At 67.8% G+C, this 25,565-nt stretch carries 21 protein-coding genes; 17 read left to right on the top strand and 4 right to left on the bottom strand.

Translation table 11 applies throughout. The features are described from left to right. Positions 1–79 precede the first annotated feature (79 nt). Positions 80–550: a MarR family winged helix-turn-helix transcriptional regulator gene (locus tag IU448_RS06620; protein ID WP_195054540.1), complete on the top strand. Its 471-nt coding sequence runs from the start codon at positions 80–82 to the stop codon at positions 548–550. Between the two features lie 106 nt (positions 551–656). Next, positions 657–1,568 carry a D-alanyl-D-alanine carboxypeptidase family protein gene (locus IU448_RS06615; RefSeq protein WP_195054539.1) on the top strand — a complete coding sequence of 304 codons (912 nt, stop codon included), beginning with the start codon at positions 657–659 and terminating at the stop codon, positions 1,566–1,568. 15 nt (positions 1,569–1,583) lie between these two features. Here IU448_RS06615 and IU448_RS29690 read toward each other — a convergent pair whose 3' ends face one another. Beyond that, entirely contained in the window at positions 1,584–2,060 is a 477-nt protein-coding gene (locus tag IU448_RS29690; protein ID WP_416382971.1) for an L-2-amino-thiazoline-4-carboxylic acid hydrolase, read from the bottom strand. Positions 2,061–2,816: 756 nt separating this feature from the next. Between IU448_RS29690 and IU448_RS06605 the strand changes: the two genes are divergently transcribed. Together IU448_RS06605 and IU448_RS06600 are read left to right on the top strand one after the other, a co-directional pair. Beyond that, complete coding sequence (locus IU448_RS06605) at positions 2,817–4,169, top strand: MFS transporter (protein ID WP_195054537.1); 1,353 nt, start codon at positions 2,817–2,819, stop codon at positions 4,167–4,169. Positions 4,170–4,304: 135 nt separating this feature from the next. Continuing rightward, the gene (locus IU448_RS06600; protein ID WP_195054536.1) at positions 4,305–6,206 is read left to right on the top strand and encodes an FAD-binding monooxygenase; all 1,902 of its coding nucleotides are present in this window, start codon (positions 4,305–4,307) and stop codon (positions 6,204–6,206) included. Between the two features lie 12 nt (positions 6,207–6,218). Here the strand turns inward: IU448_RS06600 and IU448_RS06595 are convergent, their stop codons facing one another. Continuing rightward, the gene (locus IU448_RS06595) at positions 6,219–6,917 is read right to left on the bottom strand and encodes an IclR family transcriptional regulator (protein WP_195054535.1); all 699 of its coding nucleotides are present in this window, start codon (positions 6,915–6,917) and stop codon (positions 6,219–6,221) included. Between the two features lie 437 nt (positions 6,918–7,354). Between IU448_RS06595 and IU448_RS06590 the strand changes: the two genes are divergently transcribed. The 7 genes from IU448_RS06590 (at position 7,355) to IU448_RS06560 (ending at position 15,492) form a co-directional block, all read left to right on the top strand. Next, positions 7,355–8,869, top strand: coding sequence for a fumarylacetoacetate hydrolase family protein (locus tag IU448_RS06590; RefSeq protein ID WP_195054534.1), 1,515 nt, complete (start codon positions 7,355–7,357; stop codon positions 8,867–8,869). Then, a complete protein-coding gene (locus tag IU448_RS06585) occupies positions 8,856–9,560 on the top strand; it encodes a GntR family transcriptional regulator (RefSeq protein ID WP_195054533.1) in 705 nt (234 codons plus the stop codon). The genes IU448_RS06590 and IU448_RS06585 overlap by 14 nt, the downstream gene beginning before the upstream one ends. A gap of 33 nt (positions 9,561–9,593) precedes the next feature. Continuing rightward, positions 9,594–11,108, top strand: coding sequence for a 5-carboxymethyl-2-hydroxymuconate semialdehyde dehydrogenase (gene hpaE / locus IU448_RS06580; protein ID WP_195054532.1), 1,515 nt, complete (start codon positions 9,594–9,596; stop codon positions 11,106–11,108). 49 nt (positions 11,109–11,157) lie between these two features. Further along, the gene (hpaD, locus tag IU448_RS06575; RefSeq protein ID WP_195054531.1) at positions 11,158–12,312 is read left to right on the top strand and encodes a 3,4-dihydroxyphenylacetate 2,3-dioxygenase; all 1,155 of its coding nucleotides are present in this window, start codon (positions 11,158–11,160) and stop codon (positions 12,310–12,312) included. A 55-nt stretch (positions 12,313–12,367) separates the two neighbouring features. After that, positions 12,368–13,156, top strand: a complete 789-nt coding sequence (locus IU448_RS06570; protein ID WP_195054530.1) for a fumarylacetoacetate hydrolase family protein — start codon at positions 12,368–12,370, stop codon at positions 13,154–13,156. Beyond that, positions 13,141–13,944 carry an HpcH/HpaI aldolase family protein gene (locus IU448_RS06565; RefSeq protein ID WP_195054529.1) on the top strand — a complete coding sequence of 268 codons (804 nt, stop codon included), beginning with the start codon at positions 13,141–13,143 and terminating at the stop codon, positions 13,942–13,944. Before IU448_RS06570 ends, IU448_RS06565 begins: the two co-directional genes overlap by 16 nt. Before the next feature lie 84 nt (positions 13,945–14,028). Next, on the top strand, positions 14,029–15,492 hold the full coding sequence (locus IU448_RS06560; protein ID WP_195054528.1) for an NAD-dependent succinate-semialdehyde dehydrogenase: 1,464 nt from the start codon (positions 14,029–14,031) through the stop codon (positions 15,490–15,492). Positions 15,493–15,590: 98 nt separating this feature from the next. Here the strand turns inward: IU448_RS06560 and IU448_RS06555 are convergent, their stop codons facing one another. Further along, on the bottom strand, positions 15,591–16,346 hold the full coding sequence (locus IU448_RS06555) for an IclR family transcriptional regulator (protein WP_195054527.1): 756 nt from the start codon (positions 16,344–16,346) through the stop codon (positions 15,591–15,593). A 157-nt stretch (positions 16,347–16,503) separates the two neighbouring features. Between IU448_RS06555 and IU448_RS06550 the strand changes: the two genes are divergently transcribed. The 3 genes from IU448_RS06550 (at position 16,504) to IU448_RS06540 (ending at position 19,716) form a co-directional block, all read left to right on the top strand. Beyond that, complete coding sequence (locus IU448_RS06550) at positions 16,504–17,319, top strand: SDR family NAD(P)-dependent oxidoreductase (protein WP_195054526.1); 816 nt, start codon at positions 16,504–16,506, stop codon at positions 17,317–17,319. A gap of 28 nt (positions 17,320–17,347) precedes the next feature. Beyond that, positions 17,348–18,262, top strand: coding sequence for an NAD-dependent epimerase/dehydratase family protein (locus tag IU448_RS06545; protein ID WP_195054525.1), 915 nt, complete (start codon positions 17,348–17,350; stop codon positions 18,260–18,262). Positions 18,263–18,351: 89 nt separating this feature from the next. Next, positions 18,352–19,716 carry an MFS transporter gene (locus IU448_RS06540; protein ID WP_195054524.1) on the top strand — a complete coding sequence of 455 codons (1,365 nt, stop codon included), beginning with the start codon at positions 18,352–18,354 and terminating at the stop codon, positions 19,714–19,716. 49 nt (positions 19,717–19,765) lie between these two features. On the opposite strand, the gene IU448_RS06535 is transcribed toward IU448_RS06540, so the two are convergent. Continuing rightward, positions 19,766–22,102, bottom strand: a complete 2,337-nt coding sequence (locus tag IU448_RS06535; protein WP_228812047.1) for a molybdopterin-dependent oxidoreductase — start codon at positions 22,100–22,102, stop codon at positions 19,766–19,768. 608 nt (positions 22,103–22,710) lie between these two features. Between IU448_RS06535 and IU448_RS06530 the strand changes: the two genes are divergently transcribed. The 3 genes from IU448_RS06530 to IU448_RS06520 are packed head-to-tail and all read left to right on the top strand — an operon-like array spanning position 22,711 to position 25,533. Further along, entirely contained in the window at positions 22,711–23,295 is a 585-nt protein-coding gene (locus IU448_RS06530) for a biotin transporter BioY (protein WP_195054523.1), read from the top strand. Further along, entirely contained in the window at positions 23,288–24,409 is a 1,122-nt protein-coding gene (locus IU448_RS06525; RefSeq protein ID WP_324188517.1) for a class I adenylate-forming enzyme family protein, read from the top strand. Before IU448_RS06530 ends, IU448_RS06525 begins: the two co-directional genes overlap by 8 nt. Then, positions 24,406–25,533: a thiolase family protein gene (locus IU448_RS06520; protein WP_195054522.1), complete on the top strand. Its 1,128-nt coding sequence runs from the start codon at positions 24,406–24,408 to the stop codon at positions 25,531–25,533. Before IU448_RS06525 ends, IU448_RS06520 begins: the two co-directional genes overlap by 4 nt. The last annotated feature ends 32 nt before the right edge of the window (positions 25,534–25,565 follow it).

Raw genomic sequence — 25,565 nt, 5'->3', positions numbered from 1 at the left:
GTATGCACTTACTTAACGGAAACAACTAATATGGTGGAGGTAATTGTTCATTTGTGACCGAACCGACGAGAGGGCCGCGATGCAGAGCACCTCCACGGCCGGCGAGCTCGGTACCCCCGCCGAAGTCGCGACCCTTTACCACTTGCTGACCTGGATCACCCGCACCCTGCGCCACCGTGGTCCCACCCGGAACCTCAGCGCGGGTGTCGCGTCCGCGCTGTGGACGATCATCAACCATGCCCCGATCCGGCTGTCCGACCTTGCCGAACGGGAATCGGTATCCGCGCCGACGATGTCGCGTATCGTGGCCGCCCTGGAAGACAAGGGGTATATCGAACGCACCCCTGATCCCGACGACGGGCGTGCCCGCCTGCTGAGCCCGACACCGGGCGGGATCGATGTGATCGCCGACGCCCGGACCGAACGAGCGAAATGGCTGGCAGCGGCCATCGAGGATATCGACCCGGACGATCGTGCGACGGTCAGCCGCGGACTCGAAATCCTGGCCCGGGCACTCGGGATGCCCGACCCATCCGGCGCGCGCCGATAACGGGCAGTGCGTTCGGCTGCCTCGGTCCATCCGGCGCCGCGCGCTGAGGAAAACGCTCGGACCGGATATCCCACTGTTCGACCAGGCCGAACGACAGAATATGGCGATGCGGACCTATACCCGTGTGCTGCCGGCACTCCTTGCCGGAGTGCTCGTCGTCTTCGCGCCTACCGTCGCGGCCGCCCCGGCTCCGGGCGGCTCGGCCCAACTTCCGTTTCCGCTGACCCTTCAGCCGGAAGGCGTACAGGCGCCCGCGGCGGCGTTGGCGGAGGCCAATACCGGTGTGCTCGTATGGTCGCGGCAGCCCGATACCCGCCTGCCCATCGCGAGCCTCACCAAGGTGATGACGGCGGTGGTCGTTCTCGAGTCGGGCGATCTGGAGCGGCCGATCACGGTATCGCAGGCGGCCGTCGACTCCGCCGCTGCCCACGGGGGCAGTACCGCCGGGCTGGTTCCGGGCGAAGTGCTCACCGCGCGGCAACTTCTCTACGCGATGATGCTGCCCTCGGGTTGCGATGCTTCCTACGCTCTCGCCGAATCGTTCGGGCCCGGCCGCGAAGCGTTCATCGCGAAGATGAACGCCACCGCGCACCGCCTGGGTATGCGCAATACGCATTTCAGCGACCCCAGCGGTCTCCCCGTGCCCGACGATTTCGCCACGTATTCCACACCGGCGGAGTTGGTGCGGCTGGGCCGGCACGCGATGGCGGACCCGGTGTTCCGGGAAATCGTCGGAACACCGGTCCACCACCAGCCGGCCGGGCCCGCGACCCGGTATCACGCCTGGGAGAACACCAACGGACTGTTGCAGGAGTATCCGGGCACCACGGGTATCAAGACCGGATCCACGAACGCCGCCGGAACCTGCCTACTGTTCGAGGCGACCCGGGGCGGGCAACGGTTGATCGGGGTGGTCCTGAACAGTTCACCCGACGATCTGGACGCCGCGGTGGCCGATGCCCAGCGCATCATGGACTGGGGTTTCGTCCCGATCCTCAGCGAGCTGCCGATCGGCTGATCTGCGCAGCGGCTGCTACGGGGCCGGCGGCGCCGGGATCGGCTCACGACCGGTGCGGTGGAAGCGGAAAGGGCAACTTCTCCCGCCAGTAGCGATCGTGCTCGCGCGGTCGACCGTGAACCCATGGCGTTCCGGGATTACTGCATCCATCCAGTTGGCGTCGAACGCGCACAATATCGAGGTGAGATGACCGGCTCCGTGGCCGGCCAGCAACTCGTGGAAGAAACAGTGCTGAACGTTCGAGACAAACTCCGAGTCGCTGTCGATCGGGTGCGTGAACACGAAACGTGGTCCGAAGGAATAGGTCTCGCGTTGCCGTGCCGTGGCGACCATCGCGGTGAACGGATCCTCGGCGGTGTCCAGAGCCGACTCGGTTGCCTGACGGGTGATATCGGCGAGCGGTTCTACGAGCGCGTGCTCGAGCAGGTGGTGGCGTTGCTCGCGGTCGGGAAATCGATCACGGAGGATCTGGTCCGCAGCGAGCAGAGCCATGGCGACATCGATATTGGTTCCGGTCGGTCCGCCGTCGTTCTGGTGGCGATGTGCGTGCCGGAGTTCGAGGTGTCGTCGGCGCAACAACTCGTTCAGTTGCGGATCTCCGGCCTCGGTGCTGACCGCGTCGAAGAAGGGGGCGACCACGATATCGTTCTCGGAGTCGAGTCGGACGTCGCGATGGGAGTTCATAGCGTTCTCCAGGTGTTGGGCGCTACGTCGACCCAACAGCGCATATGCTGTCTGGTCGACGCCTCCTCCACCACCTGCGGCGCTGAATAATTGCGCTCGAAGACTACCATTCGGCTGCGCGACCTTCTGCCGCCAATAGCACATAGCCGGCGGTGGCATCACGGGCGAGGGTTTCGCGGGGCCGGGAGATTTCCGGAGCCGGAAAGGCCGGCCCGATCGCATACGACGCGGCGACGGGAGATCGAGACCCGGTAGGCCGGTCGGACCCGAATTCCACGGCGCGAGAGGAAGGCAGCGCGCCGGTAGCGGCAGTCGCGGTCGGCGCGACCAGGGCTCACCGGCGATCGCTTCGGGACATATGCCGGCGTCGGTGCCGGGGTGATGTGTGGCGTGATCGGCGGATCACAGCGCGGACGGCCATTCTTTTCAGGTCTGTGACCAGGGAGTTCGCAATCCTTTCGGCGACCGGGACACCGCGCCTATTGTCATATCTCAAATCATATACGATCATTCTCGCATTGCTGGGCGAGACCCACCTCACAGCGACATCACAAAGGAGTGCAGATGTCCACGGATCTTTCGACCGTCTCCGCCGTCGACCGCAGACGCGTCGCTTTCGCCACCGTCGTCGGCACGGCAGTGGAGTGGTACGACTACTTCATCTACGCCTCGGCCGCCGGTCTCGTGTTCGGGGCGCTGTTCTTCGAACCGGCCGGTCCCGGGTTCGGCACGATCCTGTCGTTCCTCACTGTCGGTGTGAGCTTCCTGTTCCGGCCGCTCGGGGCGTTCCTCGCCGGGCATTTCGGCGACAAGGTCGGCCGGCGCCCGGTGCTGGTGGCCACTCTCATCCTGATGGGAACTTCGACCGCGCTCATCGGCCTGCTGCCGACTTACGAAGCGATCGGTATCGGCGCACCCCTGCTGCTGGTGTTGCTGCGGATCCTGCAGGGGGTCTCGGCCGGTGGCGAATGGGGTGGGGCGGTGCTGATGGCCGTGGAACATGCGCCGCGTAATCGCCGCGGGCTGTTCGGTGCCATGCCGCAGATCGGAGTGCCGATCGGCCTGTTGCTGGCCAGCGCCATGATGGCGAGTATGGACGCACTGTTCCCCGGTGACGCGTTCCTGGAGTGGGGCTGGCGTATCCCGTTCCTGTTCTCGGTGGTGCTCATTCTCGTCGGTTCCTGGCTGCGCCGCCGCGTCGAGGAGAGCCCCGTCTTCGCCGAGATCGCCGAACGCAAGGAGCAGACCAAGGCGCCCATCGTCGAACTGTTCTCGCGTTTCACTCCGCTGGTGCTGTTGTCGGCGCTGGTCTTCGTCGGTAACAGTGCGGTCGGGTATATGACCACGGGCGGCTACATCCAGGGCTATGCCACCGATCCGGACGGGGCTCTCGGTCTCGACCGCGGGGATGTCCTGTGGGCCGTCACCGTATCGTCGATCAGCTGGTTGCTCGCCACTCTCGCGGCCGGCTGGGTCTGCGATGTCATCGGCCGCCGCATCACCTACATCGTCGGCTGGTGTCTGCAGGGGCTTTTCGTGCTCACCCTGTTCCCGTTGGTGAACACCGGCAATGTCGTGCTGCTCGGTACCGGTCTCGTATTGCTCACCCTGGGGCTCGGTTTCACCTATGGCGCCCAGGCGGTCTGGTACGCCGAACTGTTCCCGGCGTCGGTGCGGTTCTCCGGGGTGTCGATCTCGTATGCGCTCGGCTCGATCCTCGGCGGCGCCTTCGCCCCGACGATCGCGCAGTGGATCCAGCAGAGCACCGGCTCGTCGACGAATGTCGCCTACTACCTGCTCGGAATGACCGCCCTGGGGCTGGTGGGCACCGTGCTGCTGCGGGACCGCAAGGGGATCGATCTGAGTCCCGCCAACGAGGCGGGGCAGCGGGTGGGCATCTACGCGTGGGAGAAGTGACCCCGGGCTCGGGGGCGACTTGTGTGAGAGCCGGGTCACCGCATACCATCAACCGCAACAATCAATATTAGAATTCGCTGTTCTATTATCGAACAAATGCGACTCGCCCGCAACGGAGTGAGGAGAGCCCAGCCCGTGCAGTTCCATCACCACGGCTACGTATCCGGTGACCCGCGCATTCAGGCGCCCGCCGGTTTCGGCATCGATCGTCCCGCCGAACTTCCCGACGAGGTCGATGTGCTCATCGTCGGCTCCGGGCCCGCGGGCATGATCGCCGCCGCGCAGCTCGCCCAGTTCCCCGATATCAACACCCGTGTCGTGGAGCGCCGGCCCGGCCGCCTCGAGGTCGGCCAGGCGGACGGGATTCAGGCGCGCAGTGTGGAGACCTTCCAAGCGTTCGGTTTCGCCGAGCGCATCATCGCCGAGGCCTACCGCATCACCGAGATGGCGTTCTGGAAGCCGGACCCGCAGAACCCGGCGAATATCGTCCGCACCGCCCGGACCCGCGATGATGAAGCCGGTATCAGCGAATTCCCGCATCTGATCGTCAACCAGGCCCGGGTGCTCGACTACTTCGCCGAGGTGGCCAGGAATTCACCGACGCGGCTGGAGCCGGACTACGGGTACGAGTTCGTGGGGCTCGAGGTGGCCGAGGATGGTGACCATCCCGTCACTGTGACGCTGCGGCGTACGGCGGGAGAGCGGCTGGGGGAGACGCGGAATATCAAGGCCAAGTACGTGATCGGCTGCGACGGCGCGCACAGCCGGGTCCGCGAAGCCATCGGCCGCCGGTTCCTGGGTGAGAAGGCCAACCACGCCTGGGGCGTCATGGACGTCCTCGCAGAGACCGACTTTCCCGATATCCGCCTGAAATGCGCCATCCAATCGCACGACGGCGGCAGCATCCTGCACATCCCGCGTGAGGGTAACCACCTGTTCCGGATGTATGTCGACCTCGGCGAGGTAGCCGAGGACGACGGCGGAAAGGTCCGGCTGACCTCGCAGGAAGAGGTGGAGGCGCGGGCGAACAAGATCCTGCACCCGTACACGGTGACGGTGAAACATGTGGCCTGGCGCAGCGTGTACGAGGTCGGTCACCGGGTGACCGACAAGTTCGACGATGTGCACCCCGACCAGAGCGGCTCCCGGACCCCGCGGGTGTTCATCACCGGCGATGCCTGCCATACCCATTCGGCGAAAGCCGGCCAGGGGATGAATGTCTCGATGCAGGACGGCTGGAATATCGCCTGGAAATTGGGGCATGTGCTCGACGGCCGGGCCCCGGAACGGATTCTGGACACCTACTCCGCCGAACGTCAGGTGATCGCGCAGAACCTCATCGATTTCGATCGGGAATGGTCGACGCTGATGGCCACCCGTCCCGAAGAAATGGACGATCCGGCCCAGCTCGAGGAGTTCTATGTCAAAACCGCGGAATTCCCGGCCGGTTTCATGACCGAGTACACGCCGTCGATGCTGGTCGCCGCGAACAGCCGGCAGGAACTCGCGACGGGATTCCCGGTGGGGAAAAGGTTCAAGTCGAACATGGTCACGCGAGTATGTGACGCGAACCCGAAGCAACTCGGCCATCACGCAACGGCCGACGGCCGCTGGCGCATCTATGTTTTCGCCGATGCACCGGCCGCGGGCGCACCCTCCCGGACGACCGAGCTGGCCGAATGGCTGGTCACCGCACCGTCTTCACCGCTGCTCGCCCACACTCCCGAGGGCGCCGACCTCGACGCGTGGTTCGACGTGAAGGTGATCTACCAGCAGCCCCACGCCGAGGTGGATCTGAGCAAGGTGCCCACGGTGTTCCTGCCGAAGGTGGGGCCGTTCCAGCTCACCGACTACGAGAAGGTGTACGCCACCGAACCGGCCGACGATATCTTCACCGCCCGCGGCATCTCCCGCGACGGTGCGGTGGTGGTCGTCCGTCCCGACCAGTACGTCGCGCATATCCTGCCGCTGGACGCCACCGCCGATCTCGCCGACTTCTTCGCCGGGATATTCGTATCCCGCGTCGGGACGGCCTGATTCGGTACCCTGCTACCCGCCGAGCGCCCGCGTGACCCGTCCGGCCGCGGACCGCAGCCGCTCGGCGACCTCGGCCTCCGGCAGCGGCAACGACACATGGATGGCGGCAATGGCGGCCCGGGGCTGGCCGGGAACCGCGAGCGGAACCGCCACGGACCGCAGCGATGGCACCACCTCGTCACTGCTGATGGCGAAACCGCGTGCGCGGCTGCTCGCCAGTTCGTCGCGTAACTCCGCGGGCCAGGTGTGCTCGGGCAGTTCCATCAGAATCGCCTTACCCGGGCCACCTCGGGTGAGAGGATGCCGGTGGCCGGGGCGGTAGGTCACCGCGACGGTCTGCTCGGGGGCCGCGCTGGTGAGGGTGACGGCTTCATCGTCGTCGAGCCGCACGGCCAGCAGGCACGTCATTCCGAGTTCATTGGCGGCCGTGCGTAATTCGGGCTGCGCTGCCTGCTGGAGGTCCAGGGAAACCCCCGAAGCCAGCGCGGCCAGGCCCGCGCCGAGCACGATCCGTCCCGACGGTTCGCGGGCGACGAGACCGTGGTCCTCCAGCGTGCGCAGCAGCCGGTAGGCCACCGAGCGATGCACACCCAGTGTTTCGGCGAGTTCGTCGATACTCAGGCTCCGCGCCGCAGCCGCGAGGATTTCGAGTAGCCGGATACCTCGCCGCAGGGTCTGCGATCCGGCGGTCTGTCCTGGTTTGTCGGGCACGTGAGTTGCCTCTTCCGCTATGTTCCGCGCGTACCTGACCGCGCCGTGTCACTCGATATTAGAACAGGGAATTCGGTATTCGAGCAGGTAACGTACCGGACTCTTCCTCCTCGCAGCGGTGCTGCATTCGGTCCATGACCATCGGCTACGAGCACAACAAACCCAAGAACGTCGTCTAGCGGCGGCGCTCTTCGCGGCCGGGCGGCGCGCAAATGTGCCGACGTTCCGGTCGTTCTACTCGGCTGCCGACAACAGCGTGCCGGGTGCGTCGCCGGCAAGTATCGATTGCCTCCCGAGGCAACAAGGAATCAGGCATATGGCACATATCGTCGCCTACGAACCGAGATACCGCGCTGCGCGTCGAAACCGGCGGAGACAGCGGACATGCTCCGGCGCGGGCGTTGCCTGGACGTCACAGATCATATACGATTTCAGATATGACCTCGAGCGACAGTGTTTCTTCTCCTGCGCTACCTGCGGAAAACCGGTGCGCTGGCCTGCCCTCCGTGCCAGGGAAGATTATCGCGGTGCATCTGAGTTATGAGTCACGCGCCGCTCAGCGCGGGCGTCGGCCGGTCGCGCCGTCGTACTTCTTCAAACCCGCGAGTTCGGTCGCGCCGACCGGGTCGGTGGTCGAACGGCCGCAAGGAACCGAACTGCTCGCCTATGAGGGTGAGATCGCGCTCGTCATCGGTGCACCCGCCCGCCGGGTGTCGCGTGAGGAAGCCTGGTCGCACGTCGCCTGGGTTACCGCCGCGAACGACTGGGGGCTGTACGATCTGCGTGGCAACGATAAAGGCTCGAATGTCCGCAACAAGGGGCGCGACGGTTACACACCGCTCGGCCCCGGGCTCATCGACGCCCGGCAGGTCGATCCCGCGGCGCTGCGGCTGCGTACCTGGCACAACGGCAACCCCGTGCAGGACGATGCGACCGCGGGGATGATCTTCCCGCTCGCGCAGCTCGTGGCCGATCTGTCCCAGCACTTCACGCTGGAAACCGGGGACGTCATCCTGACCGGGACTCCGGCGGGGGCGTCGGTGGCGGTGCCGGGCGATATCGTCGAGGTGGAAGTCGATGCGCCCGCGGCCGGCTTGTCCAGTGGCCGGCTCGAAACGCGAGTCGCCGACGGGCCGGATACGTTCGACCCGCAGCTCGGTTCCCTGCCCTCGGTAGACGACCGGCAGCGCGAGGAGGCATGGGGATCGCGGGAGGCCGCGGGGCTTGCCCCGGACGAAGACGGTGGTGCCGAGCTGTCGCCGGAATTGCTGGCCAAGCTCCAGGAGGCGCCGGTCGCCGGGTTGACCGGAATTCTGCGCAAACGCGGCCTGAACAATGTGTGCATCGACGGTGTGCGTGCACTGCGACCAGGAACCAAGATGGTCGGTACGGCGAAAACCCTGCGTTTCGTCCCGAACCGGGAAGACCTTTTCCGCAGCCACGGCGGCGGCTACAACGCCCAGAAACGTGCCTTCGATACGGTCGCACCCGGCGAGGTCATTGTCATCGAGGCGCGCGGGGAGCCCGGTTCGGGCACGCTGGGTGACGTTCTCGCGCTGCGCGCCAAGGCCCGCGAAGCGGCCGGTATCGTCACCGACGGTGGTGTCCGGGACTCCGCGGCGGTCGACGAGATCGGTATACCGGTGTTCGCGCAGGGCGCCCATCCCGCCGTTCTCGGCCGCAAACATGTGCCGTGGGAAAGCGATATCGCGGTGGCCTGCGGTGGGGCGACCGTCCTGCCCGGCGACATCATCGTCGGAGACGACGACGGTGTCATCGTCATCCCCGCTGCCATGGCCGAGGAAGTCGTCGACGCGGCCTTGGCGCAGGAAGCCGAAGACGCCTGGATCGCCGAGCAGGTGGCGGGCGGACATCCGGTCGACGGCCTGTTCCCCATGAACGCCGAATGGCGGGCCCGCTACGAGGAGGCACGCGGATATGTCGACGAGTGATCCGGTGATCGCCGCTGGAAGTAAATCGCAGCGCGCCTACGAATGGATCCATACCCGTATCGCCGACCGCCGGTTCGTCCCCGGGTATCGGCTGGTCCTGGGATCGATCGCCGAATCCCTGGGGATGAGCGTGGTGCCGGTGCGGGAAGCGATCCGGCGCCTGGAAGCCGAAGGGCTCGTCGAATTCGAGCGCAATGTCGGTGCCCGGGTCGCGCAGATCGATCAGAGCGAATACCTGCACACCATGGAGACTCTCGGCGTCGTGGAGGGGGTCGCGACCGCGCTGGCGGTCCCGCACCTCACCGACGCCGACCTCGATCGGGCCGCCGCCGTCAACGCCCGGCTGCGGGCCCTGCTCGACGATTTCGATCCGAACCTGTTCACCCATATCAACGAGCAGTTCCACAGCGTGCTGTTCGAACCCTGCCCCAACCCGCACATTCTCGACCTGGTGCATCGCGGCTGGACCCGGATGTCCGGATTGCGGTCCTCGACCTTTGCTTTCGTGCCCGAGCGGGCCCGCGAATCGGTGGAAGAACACGATCGGATCGTCGATCTCATCCGCCGGCGGGCCGATCCCCTCGAAATCGAAATGGCCGCGCGGCAGCACCGCTGGCGAACCATGAACGCCTATCTCGGCCAGTACGAACCCGGCGCGCACCGGTTCGACGCGGCCGAACCCACCGACTGACCACTTTCCCAGACCTCGTTCAGGAGGATTCCCATGGCCGACACTGTGTCGCCGCAGCACCACGTACCGGCTGACCTACCCGACCGCATCCGCCATTACATCGACGGAGCGTTCGTCGATTCTGTGGACGGCGCGACCTTCGATGTGCTCGATCCGGTCACGAACGACACCTATGTGCAGGCCGCCGCGGGCAAGAAGGCCGATATCGACCGCGCCGTCGCCGCGGCCCGTAAGGCGTTCACCGAGGGGCCGTGGCCGAAGCTGCTGCCCCGGGAGCGTTCCCGGGTCCTGCACCGCATCGCCGACCTGGTCGAATCCCGCGACGCCCGCCTGGCCGAACTGGAGAGTTTCGATTCCGGTCTGCCCATCACCCAGGCGCTGGGTCAGGCGCGCCGGGCCGCGGAGAACTTCCGCTTCTTCGCCGACCTGATCGTCGCCCAGGCCGACGACACCTACAAGGTGCCGGGCCGCCAGATCAACTACGTCAACCGCAAACCCATCGGTGTCGCGGGCTTGATCACGCCGTGGAATACGCCATTCATGCTGGAGAGCTGGAAACTGGCGCCGGCGCTGGCCACCGGAAACACCGTGGTGCTCAAACCCGCCGAGTTCACGCCGCTGTCGGCGTCGCTGTGGGCGGGCATCTTCGAGGAAGCCGGACTGCCGCAGGGTGTGTTCAACCTGGTCAACGGCCTCGGGGAGGACGCCGGTGACGCGCTCGTGAAACACCCGGACGTACCGCTGATCTCGTTCACCGGCGAAAGCCGCACCGGGCAGATCATCTTCGGCAACGCCGCGCCCTACCTCAAGGGACTGTCGATGGAACTCGGCGGGAAATCCCCGGCCGTGGTCTTCGCCGACGCCGACCTGGACGCCGCTGTCGACGCCACCGTTTTCGGTGTCTTCTCCCTCAACGGCGAACGCTGCACCGCGGGCAGCCGGATCCTGGTGCAGCGCGAGGTGTACGACGAATTCGTCGAACGCTATGCCGCGCAAGCCGAACGGGTGAAGGTCGGCTACCCGCACGACCCGGCCACCGAGGTCGGCGCGCTGGTGCACCCCGAGCACTACGACAAGGTCGTCAGCTATATCGAGCTCGGCAAGAGCGAGGCACGCCTGGTGGCCGGTGGCGACCGCCCGGCCGATTTTCCGGCCGGTAACTTCGTGCGGCCCACCGTTTTCGCGGATGTGAAACCGGATGCGCGGATCTTCCAGGAAGAGATTTTCGGCCCGGTCGTGGCGATCACGCCCTTCGATACCGAGGAAGAAGCGCTCGAACTCGCCAATGGCGTGAAATACGGCCTGGCGGCCTATATCTGGACCAACGACCTCAAGCGCGCACACAACTTCTCGCAGGCCGTCGAGGCCGGCATGGTGTGGTTGAACTCGAACAATGTGCGCGATCTGCGTACGCCCTTCGGCGGGGTCAAGGCTTCGGGTCTCGGCCACGAGGGCGGCTACCGCTCCATCGACTTCTACACCGACCAGCAGGCCGTGCACATCACCCTCGGCAAGGTCCACAACCCCACCTTCGGCAAGTCCGCGTAACACCCCACCCGGACCCGGCCCGATCTTCTCTCACCCCAAGGCAGCAGCAATGACCGAACGTACTCGCACCTCCTCGGGCTTCTTCGTCACGCAGGAAGCCCCCATCCACGCCGACGACCCGGTGGCCACCCCCACCGCAGCGCCGCCGGATATCGTGCGCGCCGCCTACGCCGAACTCGTCGTCACGGATCTGGCACGCTCGCGCGAGTTCTACGTGGATGTGCTCGGGATGACCGTCACCGAGGAGGACGAGAACGCGGTCTACCTGCGCACCCTCGAGGAGTTCATCCACCACAACCTGGTGATCCGCAAGGGGCCGGTCGCCGCGCTCGCCGCGCTGTCCTACCGGGTTCGCACGCCCGGAGATCTGGATCGGGCGGTCGAGTTCTACACCGAACTCGGCTGCCGTGTGGAACGCCGGGCCGAGGGCTTCACCAAGGGGATCGGCGATTCGGTGCGCGTGGTCGATCCGCTCGGCTTCCCGTATGAATTCTTCTACGACACCGAGCATGTGGAGCGGCTGGCCTGGCGTTACGACCTCTACAGCCCCGGCGCGCTGGTCCGTCTCGACCACTTCAACCAGGTCACCCCCGATGTCCCGCGCGCGGTGAAGCACTACCAGGATCTCGGCTTCCGGGTGACCGAGGATATCCAGGACGAGGCAGGCACCACCTACGCCGCCTGGATGCGGCGCAAGCCGACCGTCCACGACACCGCCACCACCGGCGGTGACGGCCCGCGCCTGCACCACGTCGCCTTCGCCACCCACGAGAAGCACAACATCCTGGCGATCTGCGACAAACTCGGCGCCCTGCGGCTGTCCGACCACATCGAACGCGGCCCCGGCCGCCACGGTGTGTCCAACGCCTTCTACCTCTACCTGCGCGACCCCGACGGTCACCGCATCGAGATCTACACCCAGGACTACTACACCGGTGACCCGGACAATCCGGTCGTCACCTGGGATGTGCACGACAACCAGCGCCGTGACTGGTGGGGCACCCCTGTCGTGCCGTCCTGGTACACCGATGCCTCGCTCGTGCTCGACCTGGACGGCAACCCGCAACCGGTCGTGTCGCGCACCGATTCCAGCGAGCTGGAGGTCACCATCGGCGCCGACGGATTCTCCTACACCCGCGACCCGGGTGACGAGGATCTGCCGGACTGGAAAAAGGGCGAATACAAGCTGGGTCACCAGCTCTGACGACCGCGGCCGTCCCGGGCCCACCGCCCGGGACGGCCGGCAGGAAGGACTTCCGATGGCGTTGGACGCCGCAACCATCACCGCGATCGCCGACGAACTGGCCGCCGCGGAACGCGACCGCGCGACCGTGCCGCTGCTGACCGGGCGTTATCCGACGATGACCGTCGAGGATTCCTACGCCGTGCAGAACGAATGGCGCCGCCGCGGTATTGCCGCGGGGCGCCGGCCGGTGGGCCGCAAGATCGGGCTCACCAGCAAGGTCATGCAGGCGGCCACTGGTATCACCGAACCCGATTACGGTGCGATCTTCGCCGACGCGGTATTCGACAACGGTGCGATCATCGAACACGCGCTGTTCTCCAATGTCCGGATCGAGGTCGAACTCGCCTTCGTCCTCGCCGAACCGCTGCACGGTCCCGATACGACGGTTTTCGATGTGCTGCGCGCGACCGAGTATGTCGTTCCGGCGCTGGAGGTGCTGTCCTCGCGGGTCGAACTGCCGGGCCGTACGATCGTCGACACCATCAGCGACAATGCGGCGTTCGGCGGGCTGGTGTACGGCGGCAATCCGGTGAAACCCGGGGATATCGATCTGCGCTGGGTCGCGGCCCTGCTCTACCGCAACGAGACCATCGAGGAATCGGGGGTCGCCGCGGCAGTGCTCAACCACCCCGCCACCGGCGTCGCCTGGCTTGCGAACAAACTGGCCCAGCACGGCGACCATCTCGCGGCCGGCGAGATCGTTCTGGCCGGCTCCTTCACCCGCCCGATGTGGGTGGAGCCGGGCGATACCGTACTCGCCGACTACGGACCGATGGGAACGATATCGTGCCGCTTCGTCTGACCCCCACCTTTCGCGACCGGCTGGCCGCCACCGACCGCACCCTCTACGGCGGATGGGTCTGCTCGGGCTCGCCCGTGGTCGCCGAGATCATGGCCGGGGCCGGCCTGGATTGGCTGCTCATTGATATGGAGCACGCCCCCAACGGCCTGGAATCCACCCTCGCCCAGCTGTACGCCGTATCCGGCTATCCCGTCACCCCGCTGGTCCGCGTACCCGTGGGTGAAACGGTGATCGTCAAACAGGTTCTCGACCTGGGCGCGCAAAACCTACTGGTACCGATGGTCTCGACCCCCGAGGAAGCCGCCGACGTGGCGGCGATGACCCGGTACCCACCGGCCGGCCGGCGCGGCGTGGGCAGTGCCCTGGCCCGCTCCGCGCGCTGGAACCGGGTCGAGGGTTATCTGAACAATGACGCCGATCATATTTCGGTATTCGTGCAGATCGAATCGGCCGAGGGGGTCGGCAACGCCCGCGAGATCGCCGAGACACCGGGTGTGGACGGCGTATTCGTGGGCCCGAGCGATCTCGCCGCCTCGATGGGATTACTCGGGCAGCAGACCCATCCGGAGGTGGTCGCCGCCGTGAAACGCGCGTTCGCGGGAATCGCGGCGGCCGGTAAACCCATCGGGGTCAACGCCTTCGATCCCGCCGCCGCGCGCGATTACGCCGCGGCGGGCGCCCGGTTCATGCTCGTCGGCGCCGATGTGGCGATGCTGGCGCGCGGTTCCGAGCAGCTGGCGCAGACCTTTGTCGGCGGTAGCGATGATCCACCGCGGGCCTCGTACTGAACGGACTGTGCGGACCGCACCCCACGGCCGCGGGCGAAACCGTGTCCGCCGCGCCCGACTGTTCTCATACCCAGGAGTGACGAAGTGACCGACCGCGAGAACGTGCTGCTCTCCGGAACCCCGAACCAGCTTTTCATCGGCGGCGAATGGATCGATGCCTGCGGCGGCGCCTCCTTCGAGGTGCGCGATCCCGCGACCGGACAGGTGGTTCGGGCCGTAGCCGACGCCACTCCCGGCGACGCCGTCCGAGCCCTGGACGCAGCGGTGGCCGCACAGGAATCGTGGGCGGCCACCGCGCCGCGGGCACGCAGCGAAATCCTGCGCCGCGCCTGGGAGCTCGTGCAGGAACGTGCCGACGATCTCGCCCTGCTGATGACGGTGGAAATGGGTAAGCCGCTGGCCGAGGCCCGCGGCGAGGTGGCCTACGGTGGTGAATTCCTGCGCTGGTTCAGCGAGGAAGCCGTGCGGGTCCACGGCCGGTACGGCAGCAATCCCGAAGGCACCGGGCAGATGATCGTCTCGCAGCATCCGGTCGGGCCCTCGTTCTTCATCACCCCCTGGAACTTCCCGTTCGCCATGGCCACCCGAAAAATCGCGCCGGCGCTGGCCGCGGGCTGCACCACGGTGCTCAAACCACCGGAGGCCACCCCGCTGACCACCTTGTTCTTCGCGCAGGTGCTGGCCGACGCCGGGCTGCCCGCCGGTGTGGTGAACGTGGTGACCACCTCCTCCGCGAGCAGTGTCTCGGCGCCGCTCATCGCCGACCCCCGGCTACGGAAACTGTCGTTCACCGGGTCGACCGGGGTGGGACGCAAGCTCATCGCGCAGGCCGCCGATACGGTGTTGCGTGTCTCGATGGAACTCGGCGGCAATGCCCCGTTCGTGATTTTCGACGACGCCGACCTCGACAAAGCGGTCGACGGAGCGTTGGCGGCGAAGTTCCGCAATATCGGGCAGGCGTGCACGGCCGCGAACCGGTTCATCGTGCACGAGGCGGTGGCCGAGGAATTCGCCGACCGCATCACCGCCCGCGTCGCGGCGATGAAGATCGGCCGCGGCACCGAGGACGGCGTGACCATCGGACCGCTCATCGACGACGAGGCGGTCCGCAAGGCCGCCGGCCTGGTCGCCGACGCGACGGCGCGCGGCGCGGTGGTGCGTACCGGCGGGGCCCGGGCCGAGCGGCCGGGTAGTTTCTACCAGCCCACGGTGCTCACCGGAGTTGCCGAGGGCAGCGAGATCCTGCGCGAGGAGATCTTCGGACCCGTTCTGGCCATCACCACATTCAGCACCGAGGACGAGGCCGTGCGGCTGGCCAACAACACCGAGTACGGCCTCGTGTCCTATGTGTACACGCGCGATCTCGCGCGCGGCCACCGCATGATCGACCGGCTGGAAACCGGCATGATGGGCCTGAACGCCGGGGTCGTTTCGAATGCCGCCGCGCCGTTCGGCGGGATCAAACAGTCGGGAATCGGGCGTGAAGGCGGTTTCGAGGGTATCCACGAATTCCTCTTCACCAAGTACACCCTCATTCCGAACGACTGATTCGGCCCCGGGGCGGGCGATCCCGTTCTTGCCCACCCGGGCGGGCCGGGACCGTCGCGGCGCGTCGGGCCCGCCCGGGGCGAGCGGTGCGGGACCACCTACCGGGCACCCAGTCGGCTCTGCCGGTATCGGACAGGACGCCGCGGGGCCGTACCGGAGCGGGGCAGGTCCAGCCGCCGCCCGATTTCCGCGGCTGCGGTCTGCACCGACAGGTGTATCCGCTGGTCCGCGCGGATCTTGGTCACCGAACCGAAAACCGAGACGGCGGCCGGCTCCCCGTGACCCATCGTCCCGATCGGCGCCGCCACACAGCTGAAACCTTTCATGCACCGCTCGTGCTCGTAGACCATGCGCAGTTCCCGGGCCCGATCGATATCGGGTGAGCCGGAGTGGGCGGGCCGGTCGAGGGCGAGCAGTGCCTTGCCGATCGCCGAGGTCTCCGCTCGTAGCCGGCTGCCGACCCGGGACCGGATATCGGTGACGAGTTCCCCGCCGACCTTCTCCAGATAAACGACCTCGTCGCCGTCGAGCACGCCCAGGTGGACGATGCAGCCGGTCACCCGGTGCAACCAGTGCAGGCTCGGGAGCGCCGCCCGGCGCAGCGCATTCTGCTGGGACGCGGCCGAGCCGAGCTCGATGATGCGCATCCCCAGCTGGTACCGCTTGCCGTGCCGGTGCACCCAGCGCAACGCGACCAGCTGTTCCAGCGCGCGATGCGCCGACGACAGCGGTAACCCGGTGGCCGCGACGATCTGCGACAGGTTCATCGGTTCGGCCCCGTCGAGTACATCGAGGATCGAGGCCGCGCGCTGCATGACTCCGGTCGGGGTCTCGCCGGCACTCTGCGACCGCATCCGGTCTCCTTCCTCACCTGGGCGACGCGACGGGCACCTCAGCAGGCGTTTCGCGACGCCTAGCACAGTAATTTGCGCCGGGTGCGGTGGGCACGAGTTCTTCCACTGTCCGGAAACTCCGCTGTCGGCGGTGGTGCCCGCGGGTTGTAATCCGTGGATGACCGATATCAGCTCATTCACTCCCGGCGCGCTGCTCGCCGGCCGGCGAGCCGTGGTCACCGGTGGCGCCGCCGGTATCGGCGCAGCGGTCGCGCGGGCGTTCGCGGCGCACGGCGCCGATGTCCTGGTGGCCGATACCGAGCCGATCGGTTCGGTCGAATTCGATCCCGCCGCGGGCGGCTCGATAGCGCAGGTGGAATGGGATGTGCGGGTTGTGCCGTGCCCGCCCGAACTCATCGCACACCGGCCTCAGGTACTGGTCAACAATGTCGGCCACTACCTCCGGCCGCCGCGTACCTTCGCCACCGATGCGCCGCCGCTGTGGGACGAACTGCACGACATCAATTTCGGGCACGTCCTGCGCCTGACCCACGCACTGCTGCCGGGAATGACCGAACGGGGCGCCGGTTCGATCATCAATCTCACCACTGTCGAAGCCCACCGCGCGATCCCCGGGCACGCCGTGTACTCGGGATACAAGGCCGCACTGACCGGATTCACCCGATCGCTGGCTGCCGAGGTCGGCCCCGCCGGTATCCGCGTCAACGCCATTGCCCCGGACCTCATCGAATCGGTTCAGGTGCCCTACGCCACGCTCGTCCCCGATGAGGACCGGCACCTGTGGCCGACCTGGTCACCGCTCGGCGGTCCCGGCCGGCCCGACGATGTGGCCGGGGTGGCGCTGTTCCTCGCCTCCGACCTGTCCCGCTTCGTCACCGGCGGCACCGTCCACGTCGACGGCGGAACTCACGCCGCCGGTGGCTGGGTGCCGCGTCACTCCGGCGGCTGGACCAACCGGCCCCGCAACCCCTGACCCAACGGACCGAAAGTCATCCCGGAATATGAAAATACTGATCATCGGCGGCACCGGCATGATCGGCGCGCACGCCGCGCTGCACCTGCGCGAACACGGCGACGACGTCACCGTCGCGGCCCGCGGGGAGATCCCCGGCGACTCGCCGGTCGCCGGTTTCCCGCTGCTGACAGGCGATTACACCGTTCCCACGTTCACCCGGGAACAGCTGTCACGATTCGACGGCATCGTCTTCTCCGCCGGTCAGGATGTGCGGCACAAAAAGGCCGACGACGACCCCGAGCAGTTCTGGGCGGACACCCAGATCGTGGGCGTACCGCGGTTCGCCGCGCTCGCCAAACAAGCCGGTGTGGGCCGGTTCGTGCAGGTCGGCAGCTATTACCACCAGCTGCGGCCGGATCTCGCGGACAACAACCCGTATATCGCCGCCCGAAAGGCAGCCGACGAGGGCGCCCGCGCGCTCGCCGACGCATCGTTCACCGTCTGCACACTCAATCCGCCTTCGATCATCGGCGCCGTACCCGGTGCGTCGGCCCGGCGTTACCGCCGGATGGTCTCGTGGGCGGCCGGAAACGAATCCGATATCCCCGATTTCGCGCCGGTCGGCGGCACCAACTACATGTCCGCCGCCTCGCTCGCCCAGGCGATCCGCGGTGCCCTGCTCGACGGTGAATCCGGCGCGGCCTATCTCGTCGGCGACCAGAACCTGTCGTACCGGCAGTTCTTCCAGATGATGGTCGATGCCGCCGGTGGCGCGCAGGTGATCACCGAACGCGATGAACAACATCCGCTGCTGCCCGACGCCGCCATCATCCAAGGTCGTGGAAACACACTGGCCTACGAGCCGGAGGCCGGTGTGGTGCGCCGGCTGGGTTATGCCCGCGACGACTGCGCCCGCGCCGTCGAAGCGCTCATCGATGTGGTCCGCACGGCCACACACTGAACCGTCCGATTTTCGCGCGGCGGGCTACGGCGAGATGTCGGCCGGAGCCCGGTCCGCGCCGAGGCTTGATCACCGACGCTGGAGTCGCCATGTACACAGAGAAACAACCGCCGAGAGCCGAATTACTGTCGGACACCGCAACGCCGGGCGCGGCGAGCGACAACACGCAGTTGCGTAAAGTCGCGCTGTCGAGCCTGCTCGGCACCGTCCTGGAGTACTACGACTTCCTCCTCTACAGCACCATGGCCGCCCTGGTTTTCGGCAAGCTGTTCTTCCCGTCGTCGAACTCCGCCGCATCCACCATCGCTGCCTTCGGCACGCTCGCCGCCGGTTACGCGGCGCGGCCCATCGGCGGCGTCCTGTTCGGTCATTTCGGCGATCGACTCGGGCGGAAATCGATGCTGATCGTGACCATGGTGATGATGGGCGGTGCCAGCTTCATCATCGGCCTGCTCCCCGGCTACGCAACGATCGGTGTGCTGGCTCCGATTCTGCTGGTCGCACTACGCCTGGTCCAGGGCATCGCGATCGGCGGCGAATGGGGCGGGGCGGCACTCATGGTGATCGAGCACGCCGATAAGAATCGCCGCGGTAAATGGGCGGGGATCATGCAACTCGGCTCTCCGATCGGCTTCCTGCTCTCGACCGTGGTGGTCATGGTGGTGACCATGCTCCCGGACGAGAGCCTGTACTCCTGGGGCTGGCGCCTGCCGTTCCTGCTCAGCGGTGTGCTGGTGGCCGTCGGCCTGTATGTGCGCCTGGGTGTGGTGGAGAGCCCGGTCTTCCGGGAGGCCCTGGAACAGGCCGAATCCGAGTCCGAACCGAAAGCCGCAACACCGCTGATCCAGCTGCTGCGCAATCCGCGGCCGCTCATCCTGGCGTGCGCCGCCGGAATCGGGCCGTTTGCGCTGACCGCGCTCACCACCTCGCACATCATCGCCTACGCCACCGATACCGGATACGACGAATCCGAGGTGATGCGCACACTGGTCGCGATGTCGGTGGTATCGCTGGTCTGCATTCCGCTGTTCTCGGCGTTGTCGGATCGGCTGGGCCGCCGGACCGTCACCCTGGCCGGTGCCCTGGGCGCTGTGGTTTTCGCACTCCCGCTGTATGCCCTGGTGAACACCGGATCGGTCCTCTGGCTGACCGTCGGACTGCTGATCGCGCAGGTGGTGCAAAACCTCATGTACGCCCCGCTGGCGCCACTGCTGGCGGAGATGTTCGGTACCGAGATGCGGTACACCGGTGTATCGCTGGGCTATCAGACGGCCAGTCTGATCGGGGCCGGGTTCGGTCCGCTGATCGCGAGCAGTTTCGTCGCGTCGACGGGCGGCTCCAGTCTGCCGCTCAGTGCGATCATCGGTGTCACCGCGCTCGTCACAGCCACGGCGATCTGGCGTATGGCCGAAACCCGCGGGCGCGATCTGACTGCGGAGTTCGTTCGCGGGTAGTCGGCCGCGCCGGCAGCGTGGAGCGCCGGCAGGTGATGCCGGCCGCCGTTCATGGGATCGAGCCGGCGTCCACCAGCGGTGGCGGTGTGTCGACCGACAACGGTGGGAGTTCGCCATCATAGCGTTCGGCCTCCACCAGACAGCTGTTCGAGGAGGGGCCCTGGGTGAGCGAACTGGTGCCGATATCGTTGGTGACCGTATTCGGATTACCGTGCACGTCCAGCGATTCCGGATCGGCCGGGTCCAGTGGGTCGTACCAGGCGCCGGTCGCCAGTTGCACGACGCCGGGCCGTATCGCAGCGCTGATCCGGACGCCGGCGAGCAGGGCGCCGCGATCGTTGTGGATCCGGACGATATCGCCGTCGCGCAGTCCGCGCGCGGCGGCGTCGGTGGGATTCATCCGCACCGGCTCGCGACCGCGGATCTTGGTTTCCCGGCTGGTCACACCGTGATCGAGCTGGCTGTGCAAACGGGCCGCGGGCTGGTGGGACAGCAGATGCAGCGGAAAACGTTTCGCCGCGGGGCTGCCGAGCCATTCCCGGGGCGGGAACCAGGCGGGGTGGCCGAGGCAGTCCGGATAACCGAATCCGGCGATGGTTGCGGAGAAGAGTTCGATCCGGCCGGACGGAGTGCGCAGTGGGTGCCGTTGCGGGTCGGCGCGGAACTGTTCGAGCGCGTGGTGGGCCTCCGGTAGCTGCGGTCGCAGATCGATGGGCCCGCCGGCGCGGAACTCCGCGTAATCGGGTAACCGGATACCGGCGGCCGCGGCATTGCCGACGGTGGTCTGCCACAGGTGCTGCACCCACTGGTGCGCGGTACGGCCCTCGGTGAAACGCTCGGCGAAACCGAGCCGTTCGGCGAGACCGGAGAAGATCGCGTAGTCGTCGCGCGCCTGCCCGAACGGTTCGAGGGCCCGGTGCATGGGCGTCAGCCAGTGATCGCTGCTGCCCCCGGTGAAATCCTCTCGCTCCGCGGATGCGGTGGTGGGCAATACGATATCGGCCAGCCGGGCGGTCGCCGTCCAGCTGATCTCGTTGACGATCACGGTGCGCGGCCGCGACCACGCCCGCCGCAGCCGGTTGAGGTCCTGATGGTGGTGGAACGGATTACCGCCGGCCCAATAGATCAGGTCGATCGGCGGATAGGTGAGGACTCGGCCGTTGTAGTCGACCGTTGCGCCGGGACGTTCCAGCATCTCGGTGAGCCGGGCCACCGGAACGATATCGGTCACCGGATTCCCCGGTTGCGGCAGCACACCGAGCTCGAAAGGCAGACACCGGCGCTGCATATTGTTGGTCATGCCCACCCCCGTGCCCATGAGCACGCCGCCACCGGGCAGTCCGATATGGCCCAGGGCGGCCGCGAGCGCCCAAGCGGCCCAGTAGGTCTGCTCACCGTGTTCGGCGCGCTGCAACGCGTACGGCAGTCCGATCAGGCAGCGTTCGCGTGCCATCAGCCGGGCCAGATCGCGGATCTCGCCGGCCGGGATCTCGGCGAGCTCTGCGGCCCATTCCGGTGATTTGGGCACACCGTCGCTGCGGCCGGTGATGTACTCGGCGAGCCGGTCGAAACCGGTGCAGTAGCGGTCGAGGAATGCGCGATCGTGCAGTCCCTCGGTGACGAGGGTGTGCAGCAGGGCGAGCATGACCGCGGTATCGCCGTGCGGGCGGCACGGTATCCAGCGCGCGCCGAGCGCCGGATCGCAATCGTCGCGAACGGGCCCGATATGGACGATATCGATACCGGCCTCGCGCAGCACGGTGAGTCTGCCCGGACCCGGATGAGCCCCGACACCGCCGGGATTGACCTGGGTGTTACGTTGCGGGGCGCCGCCGAAGAACACGATACGGGCGCAGCTGCGGACGATTTCTCCGGTGCTGGGCGCCTGCCGGGCGGCGACGTAGGCGTTCATCCCGAGTACATGCGGTATGAGCACCTCGGCCGCGGCGAAGGAGTAGGTGTCCACCGAGGCGGTGTAACCCCCGAACAGTTGCAGGAAGCGGTGGATCTGCCCCTGTGCGTGGTGGAATCGGCCGGCGCCGGCCCACCCGTAGGAGCCGCCGTAGATGGCACGGTTACCAGCGGTCGCGCGGGTTGTGCACAGTGCGTCGGCGGCGATATCGAGGGCCTCGTCCCAGTCGACTTCCACGAACGGCTGTTGTCCGCGTAGCCCGGGATCGGCGGCCGTCCGGTCGCGGTAATAGCCGAGGCGTATCGCCGGTCGGGCTATGCGGTGGGCCGGATCGTGCAGGGCGGTCAGCGAGCGCCCGATGGGGGAGGGGTGCGGGTCGGCGCCGTGCGGTGTCACCGAGAGCGCTCCGTCGGCGGCGGTGCCGACGAGGTAGTTCCCCCAGTGCGTAGCGGTGGGTCGGGCCCGCGTCATCATCGTCCTTTCCGGCGCCGACCGGCCGGTCACCCCGTCGGCGGGGCGGATTCCGGCCCGCGGCCACCGTCTGTCACGCGCGAACGCCTCGGAGTCCGGCGTGTCTCGGTTGTCCAGTGTGCACGCGAGGCCCGGATACCACGTATACGCGTTCGCAAGCGTAGGGATTGCGGGGTGGTACGGCCGGTGCAGCCGCGGTCCGCTGCCGACACCGCGCCGCTCGCCGACCGGGTCCCGCGCCCCCTCGCCGTTCCCGGCCCGCGAGGAGAGGTAGTTCGGCTCACGGCCGGGCGCAGGCTTGCGGGGTGCCGGGGCTCGCCGGCTGTCGGCACGCTGAAACCGTTCTGTCGGCGGGCCCGGTTCCGCGAATGGGGTGCGGCGACATCCGGTACGCACGCTCGACCCGAGCAGCCTGCGCACGCGGCCGGTCGCGCTGAGTACCGGCCGGCGGACCCCGTCCAGGCGCACGATGCCGACTCCGGACAGGGCGTGCCGATCGGCGGCGGTTTCGATCGACGGAGCGGAGGACGAGGCGGGGTCGTGTCCGCGGTGGGCAGCTGCGTTGCTATCTTGAACGACGTTCAAGCTCGGGTGTTACAAAGGATGGCGTGATGAACGGTGTCGAGGACTCGCGGGCGCCGAAGACTCGCACCACGGCGCGGGATATGGCGCAGATCGCGGTATTCGCCGCGCTCATCGCGGCACTGGGGCTGCCGGGGGCGATCACCGTCGGTTTCAGCGGGGTGCCGATCACCGTGCAGACCCTCGGCGTGATCCTGGCGCCCGCGGTGCTGGGGGCGCGTAAGGGCACCGCTGCGGTCGCGGTGTTCATCGCGCTGACGATCATCGGGCTGCCGCTCCTGTCCGGCGGGCGCACGGGCCTGACAGCGCTGGCCGGCCCGAGTGCCGGCTATCTGATCGGCTGGATACCGGCCGCATTGGTCATCGGGCTGCTCACGGCGCGGATCGTTCCCAGATACCCGCTGGCATTCGCGCTGCCGATCAATGCGCTCGGCGCAATCGCGATCATCTATCTCTTCGGCACGCTCGGTCTGCTGCTGCGCACCGACCTCGGAGTGCTCGCCGCGATCCAGGCCAACGGAGTTTTCCTGCCGGGCGACCTCCTGAAAGTGGTCGTCGCCACGATCGTGGCCAAAGGTGTGCACCGTGCCTACCCGGGCTTGATCCGTGGATAGCCGTGTGCTCGGCGGCACCGGTACGGCGCCCGCGCTGGACCTGGGCGGCCGCGCGCTCACCTATGCCGAACTCGACCGGGCCGTCGATCACTGGATCGACCGCTATCCTCCGGGCCCACGCGGCTACGACGCCTCCACGCTGCCGGTGGCCGACGCCCTCGTCTGTATCTGCGCAGCCGCGCGACTCGCAGTGCCCGTCGCCGTCGAGGACCCGGCGGCCCGTCCGCACCGGACCGCGTGGCCGGCGGCGGCGTTCCTGCTGGTCGCCACCTCCGGCTCCACCGGCCGGCCGCGGCCCCTGGCCCGGACCGCCGCCTCCTGGTACGACAGCTTCCCGGTCTTCACCGAGATCACCGGGGTGACCCCGCAGGACCGGGTGCTGCTCACCGGCCCACTGCACGCGACCATGCATCTGTTCGGTGCCCTGCACGCCCTGTGGTGCGGTGCCTGCGTCACCGACGATCCGGACCGGGCGACCGTTGCGCATGCGGTGCCGTCGATCCTGCGGGAGCTGATACCGCGGGCGCCCCGGTTGCAGACCGCGATCGTGGCCGGTATCGCGGCCGATCCGGGGGCCCTGGCGACGGCCCGCCATCTGCGTGTCGTCGAGTACTACGGCTCCTCGGAAGTGTCGCTCGTCGCGGCCCGCGAGGTCCCCGCACCGCTGTGTGTGCTGCCCGCGGTCGCGGCGCGGATTCGTGACGGGTTGCTGCATGTGCGGTCCCCGTACACCGTGCTCGGCGCACCCGAGTGGTTCTGCGTCGGCGATATCGCCGAACTCGGCGACGCGGGGGAATTACGGGTGCACGGCCGTGGCGAAGCGGTGATCAATGTCGGTGGCACCACAGTCGTCGCCGAGGATGTGGAACGGGTGCTCGGCGGTATCGAGGGCGTCGCGGTGGCGGCCGTGATCGGCAGTCCGCATGCGGTGTTCGGTGAGACCGTAACCGCGGCAGTGCAGTTGGACGGCACCGGACTGGATGAGGTTCGGCGGCAGGCACGCGGACTGCTCACCAAGGAAGCCATGCCGCGGCGCTGGGTGCCGGTCGGGGAAATGCCCACCACGGCCGCCGGGAAGATCGCCCGCGGCCGGTTGAAAGACTTGCTGATATGAACCTCGATCCCGTTTTCGTCGCCGCCCGGCGCACCCCCATCGGCACGGCCGGTCACGGGTTCGCCGATCGCACCGTCACCGATCTGGCGGCGCCGGTACTCGCCTCCGCGGCCGGCGCCCTGCGGGACGCGGGCGTCGACGTCCCGATCGACGATGTCGTCCTCGGTAACTGCCTGGGCCCCGGCGGGGACCCGGCACGCGTCGCGGCGCTCCAGGCGGGCCTCGGCCCGCAGGTGCCCGGAGTGACCGTCGACCGGCAGTGCGGGTCCGGGTTGGACGCGGTGATCCAGGCGGCGCTCCGGGTCCGCAGCGGGGCCGACCGGCTGATCCTGGCCGGTGGCGCGGAATCGGCCAGTACGGCGCCGTGGCGGTTCTGGCCGCCGGCGGCCGGCGCCGACCCGGTGCGCTACACCCGGGCGCCGTTCGCCCCCGCCGGTTTCCCGGACCCTGATATGGGCGTCGCCGCCGATGATCTCGCCCGGCTCCGGGGGATCTCGCGGGAACGTCAGGACGAGTACGCGGCCCGGTCGCACACCCTGGCCGCCGCCGCGGATTTCACCCCGGAGATCGTGCCGGTGGCCGGGGTGAACCGCGACGAGCGGATCCGCACCGGGATGACGACCGCGCGCCTGGCCCGGCTCCGGCCCGGTTTCGGCCCCGACGGGACCGCGACAGCCGGAAACTCCTGCGGTATCTCCGACGGCGCGGCCGTCGTCGCGGTGACGACCGCACAACACGCGGCCGGGCTCCCGGCGCTGCGGATCCTGGCCACCGCTGTCGCCGCCGGTGATCCGGCGCTGCCCGGCCTGGGCCCGGTACCGGCGATTCGCGCGGTCCTGCACCGGGCCGGCCGCACGGTCTCCGATGTGGGGGTCGTCGAGATCACCGAGGCGTTCGCCTCGGTGGTGCTGGCGGTGTCGGACGAACTGGGTCTCGACGAAACACTGATCTGCCCGGACGGCGGCGCTATCGCCATGGGCCATCCCTGGGGTGCTTCCGGCGCGGTCCTGCTGGTGCGATTGGCGAGCCGAATGTTGCGCCCGGACGGACCCGAACTCGGGCTTGCCGCGTGCGCTATCGGCGGCGGGCAGGGAGTCGCGATGCTGGTGGAGCGGATGGCATGAGTGCGTCGGCCCCGGTGGCGGTAGCGGAGCGT

This window comes from Nocardia flavorosea (genome assembly GCF_015477805.1).
Taxonomy (GTDB): Bacteria; Actinomycetota; Actinomycetes; order Mycobacteriales; family Mycobacteriaceae; genus Nocardia; species Nocardia flavorosea_A.
Note: the sequence above shows the minus strand (reverse complement) of the source record. Positions and strands in the feature narration are given on the sequence as shown.

What these genes read in the sequence shown, in the direction of transcription:
- IU448_RS06620 (WP_195054540.1), top strand. Translation starts at nt 80, where the DNA reads ATGCAGAGCACCTCCACGGCCGGCGAGCTCGGTACCCCCGCCGAAGTC.
- IU448_RS06615 (WP_195054539.1), top strand. Translation starts at nt 657, where the DNA reads ATGCGGACCTATACCCGTGTGCTGCCGGCACTCCTTGCCGGAGTGCTC.
- IU448_RS29690 (WP_416382971.1), bottom strand. Translation starts at nt 2,060, where the DNA reads ATGGCTCTGCTCGCTGCGGACCAGATCCTCCGTGATCGATTTCCCGAC.
- IU448_RS06605 (WP_195054537.1), top strand. Translation starts at nt 2,817, where the DNA reads ATGTCCACGGATCTTTCGACCGTCTCCGCCGTCGACCGCAGACGCGTC.
- IU448_RS06590 (WP_195054534.1), top strand. Translation starts at nt 7,355, where the DNA reads ATGACCTCGAGCGACAGTGTTTCTTCTCCTGCGCTACCTGCGGAAAAC.
- IU448_RS06585 (WP_195054533.1), top strand. Translation starts at nt 8,856, where the DNA reads ATGTCGACGAGTGATCCGGTGATCGCCGCTGGAAGTAAATCGCAGCGC.
- hpaE (WP_195054532.1), top strand. Translation starts at nt 9,594, where the DNA reads ATGGCCGACACTGTGTCGCCGCAGCACCACGTACCGGCTGACCTACCC.
- hpaD (WP_195054531.1), top strand. Translation starts at nt 11,158, where the DNA reads ATGACCGAACGTACTCGCACCTCCTCGGGCTTCTTCGTCACGCAGGAA.
- IU448_RS06570 (WP_195054530.1), top strand. Translation starts at nt 12,368, where the DNA reads ATGGCGTTGGACGCCGCAACCATCACCGCGATCGCCGACGAACTGGCC.
- IU448_RS06555 (WP_195054527.1), bottom strand. Translation starts at nt 16,346, where the DNA reads ATGCGGTCGCAGAGTGCCGGCGAGACCCCGACCGGAGTCATGCAGCGC.
- IU448_RS06550 (WP_195054526.1), top strand. Translation starts at nt 16,504, where the DNA reads ATGACCGATATCAGCTCATTCACTCCCGGCGCGCTGCTCGCCGGCCGG.
- IU448_RS06545 (WP_195054525.1), top strand. Translation starts at nt 17,348, where the DNA reads ATGAAAATACTGATCATCGGCGGCACCGGCATGATCGGCGCGCACGCC.
- IU448_RS06540 (WP_195054524.1), top strand. Translation starts at nt 18,352, where the DNA reads ATGTACACAGAGAAACAACCGCCGAGAGCCGAATTACTGTCGGACACC.
- IU448_RS06535 (WP_228812047.1), bottom strand. Translation starts at nt 22,102, where the DNA reads ATGATGACGCGGGCCCGACCCACCGCTACGCACTGGGGGAACTACCTC.
- IU448_RS06530 (WP_195054523.1), top strand. Translation starts at nt 22,711, where the DNA reads ATGAACGGTGTCGAGGACTCGCGGGCGCCGAAGACTCGCACCACGGCG.
- IU448_RS06520 (WP_195054522.1), top strand. Translation starts at nt 24,406, where the DNA reads ATGAACCTCGATCCCGTTTTCGTCGCCGCCCGGCGCACCCCCATCGGC.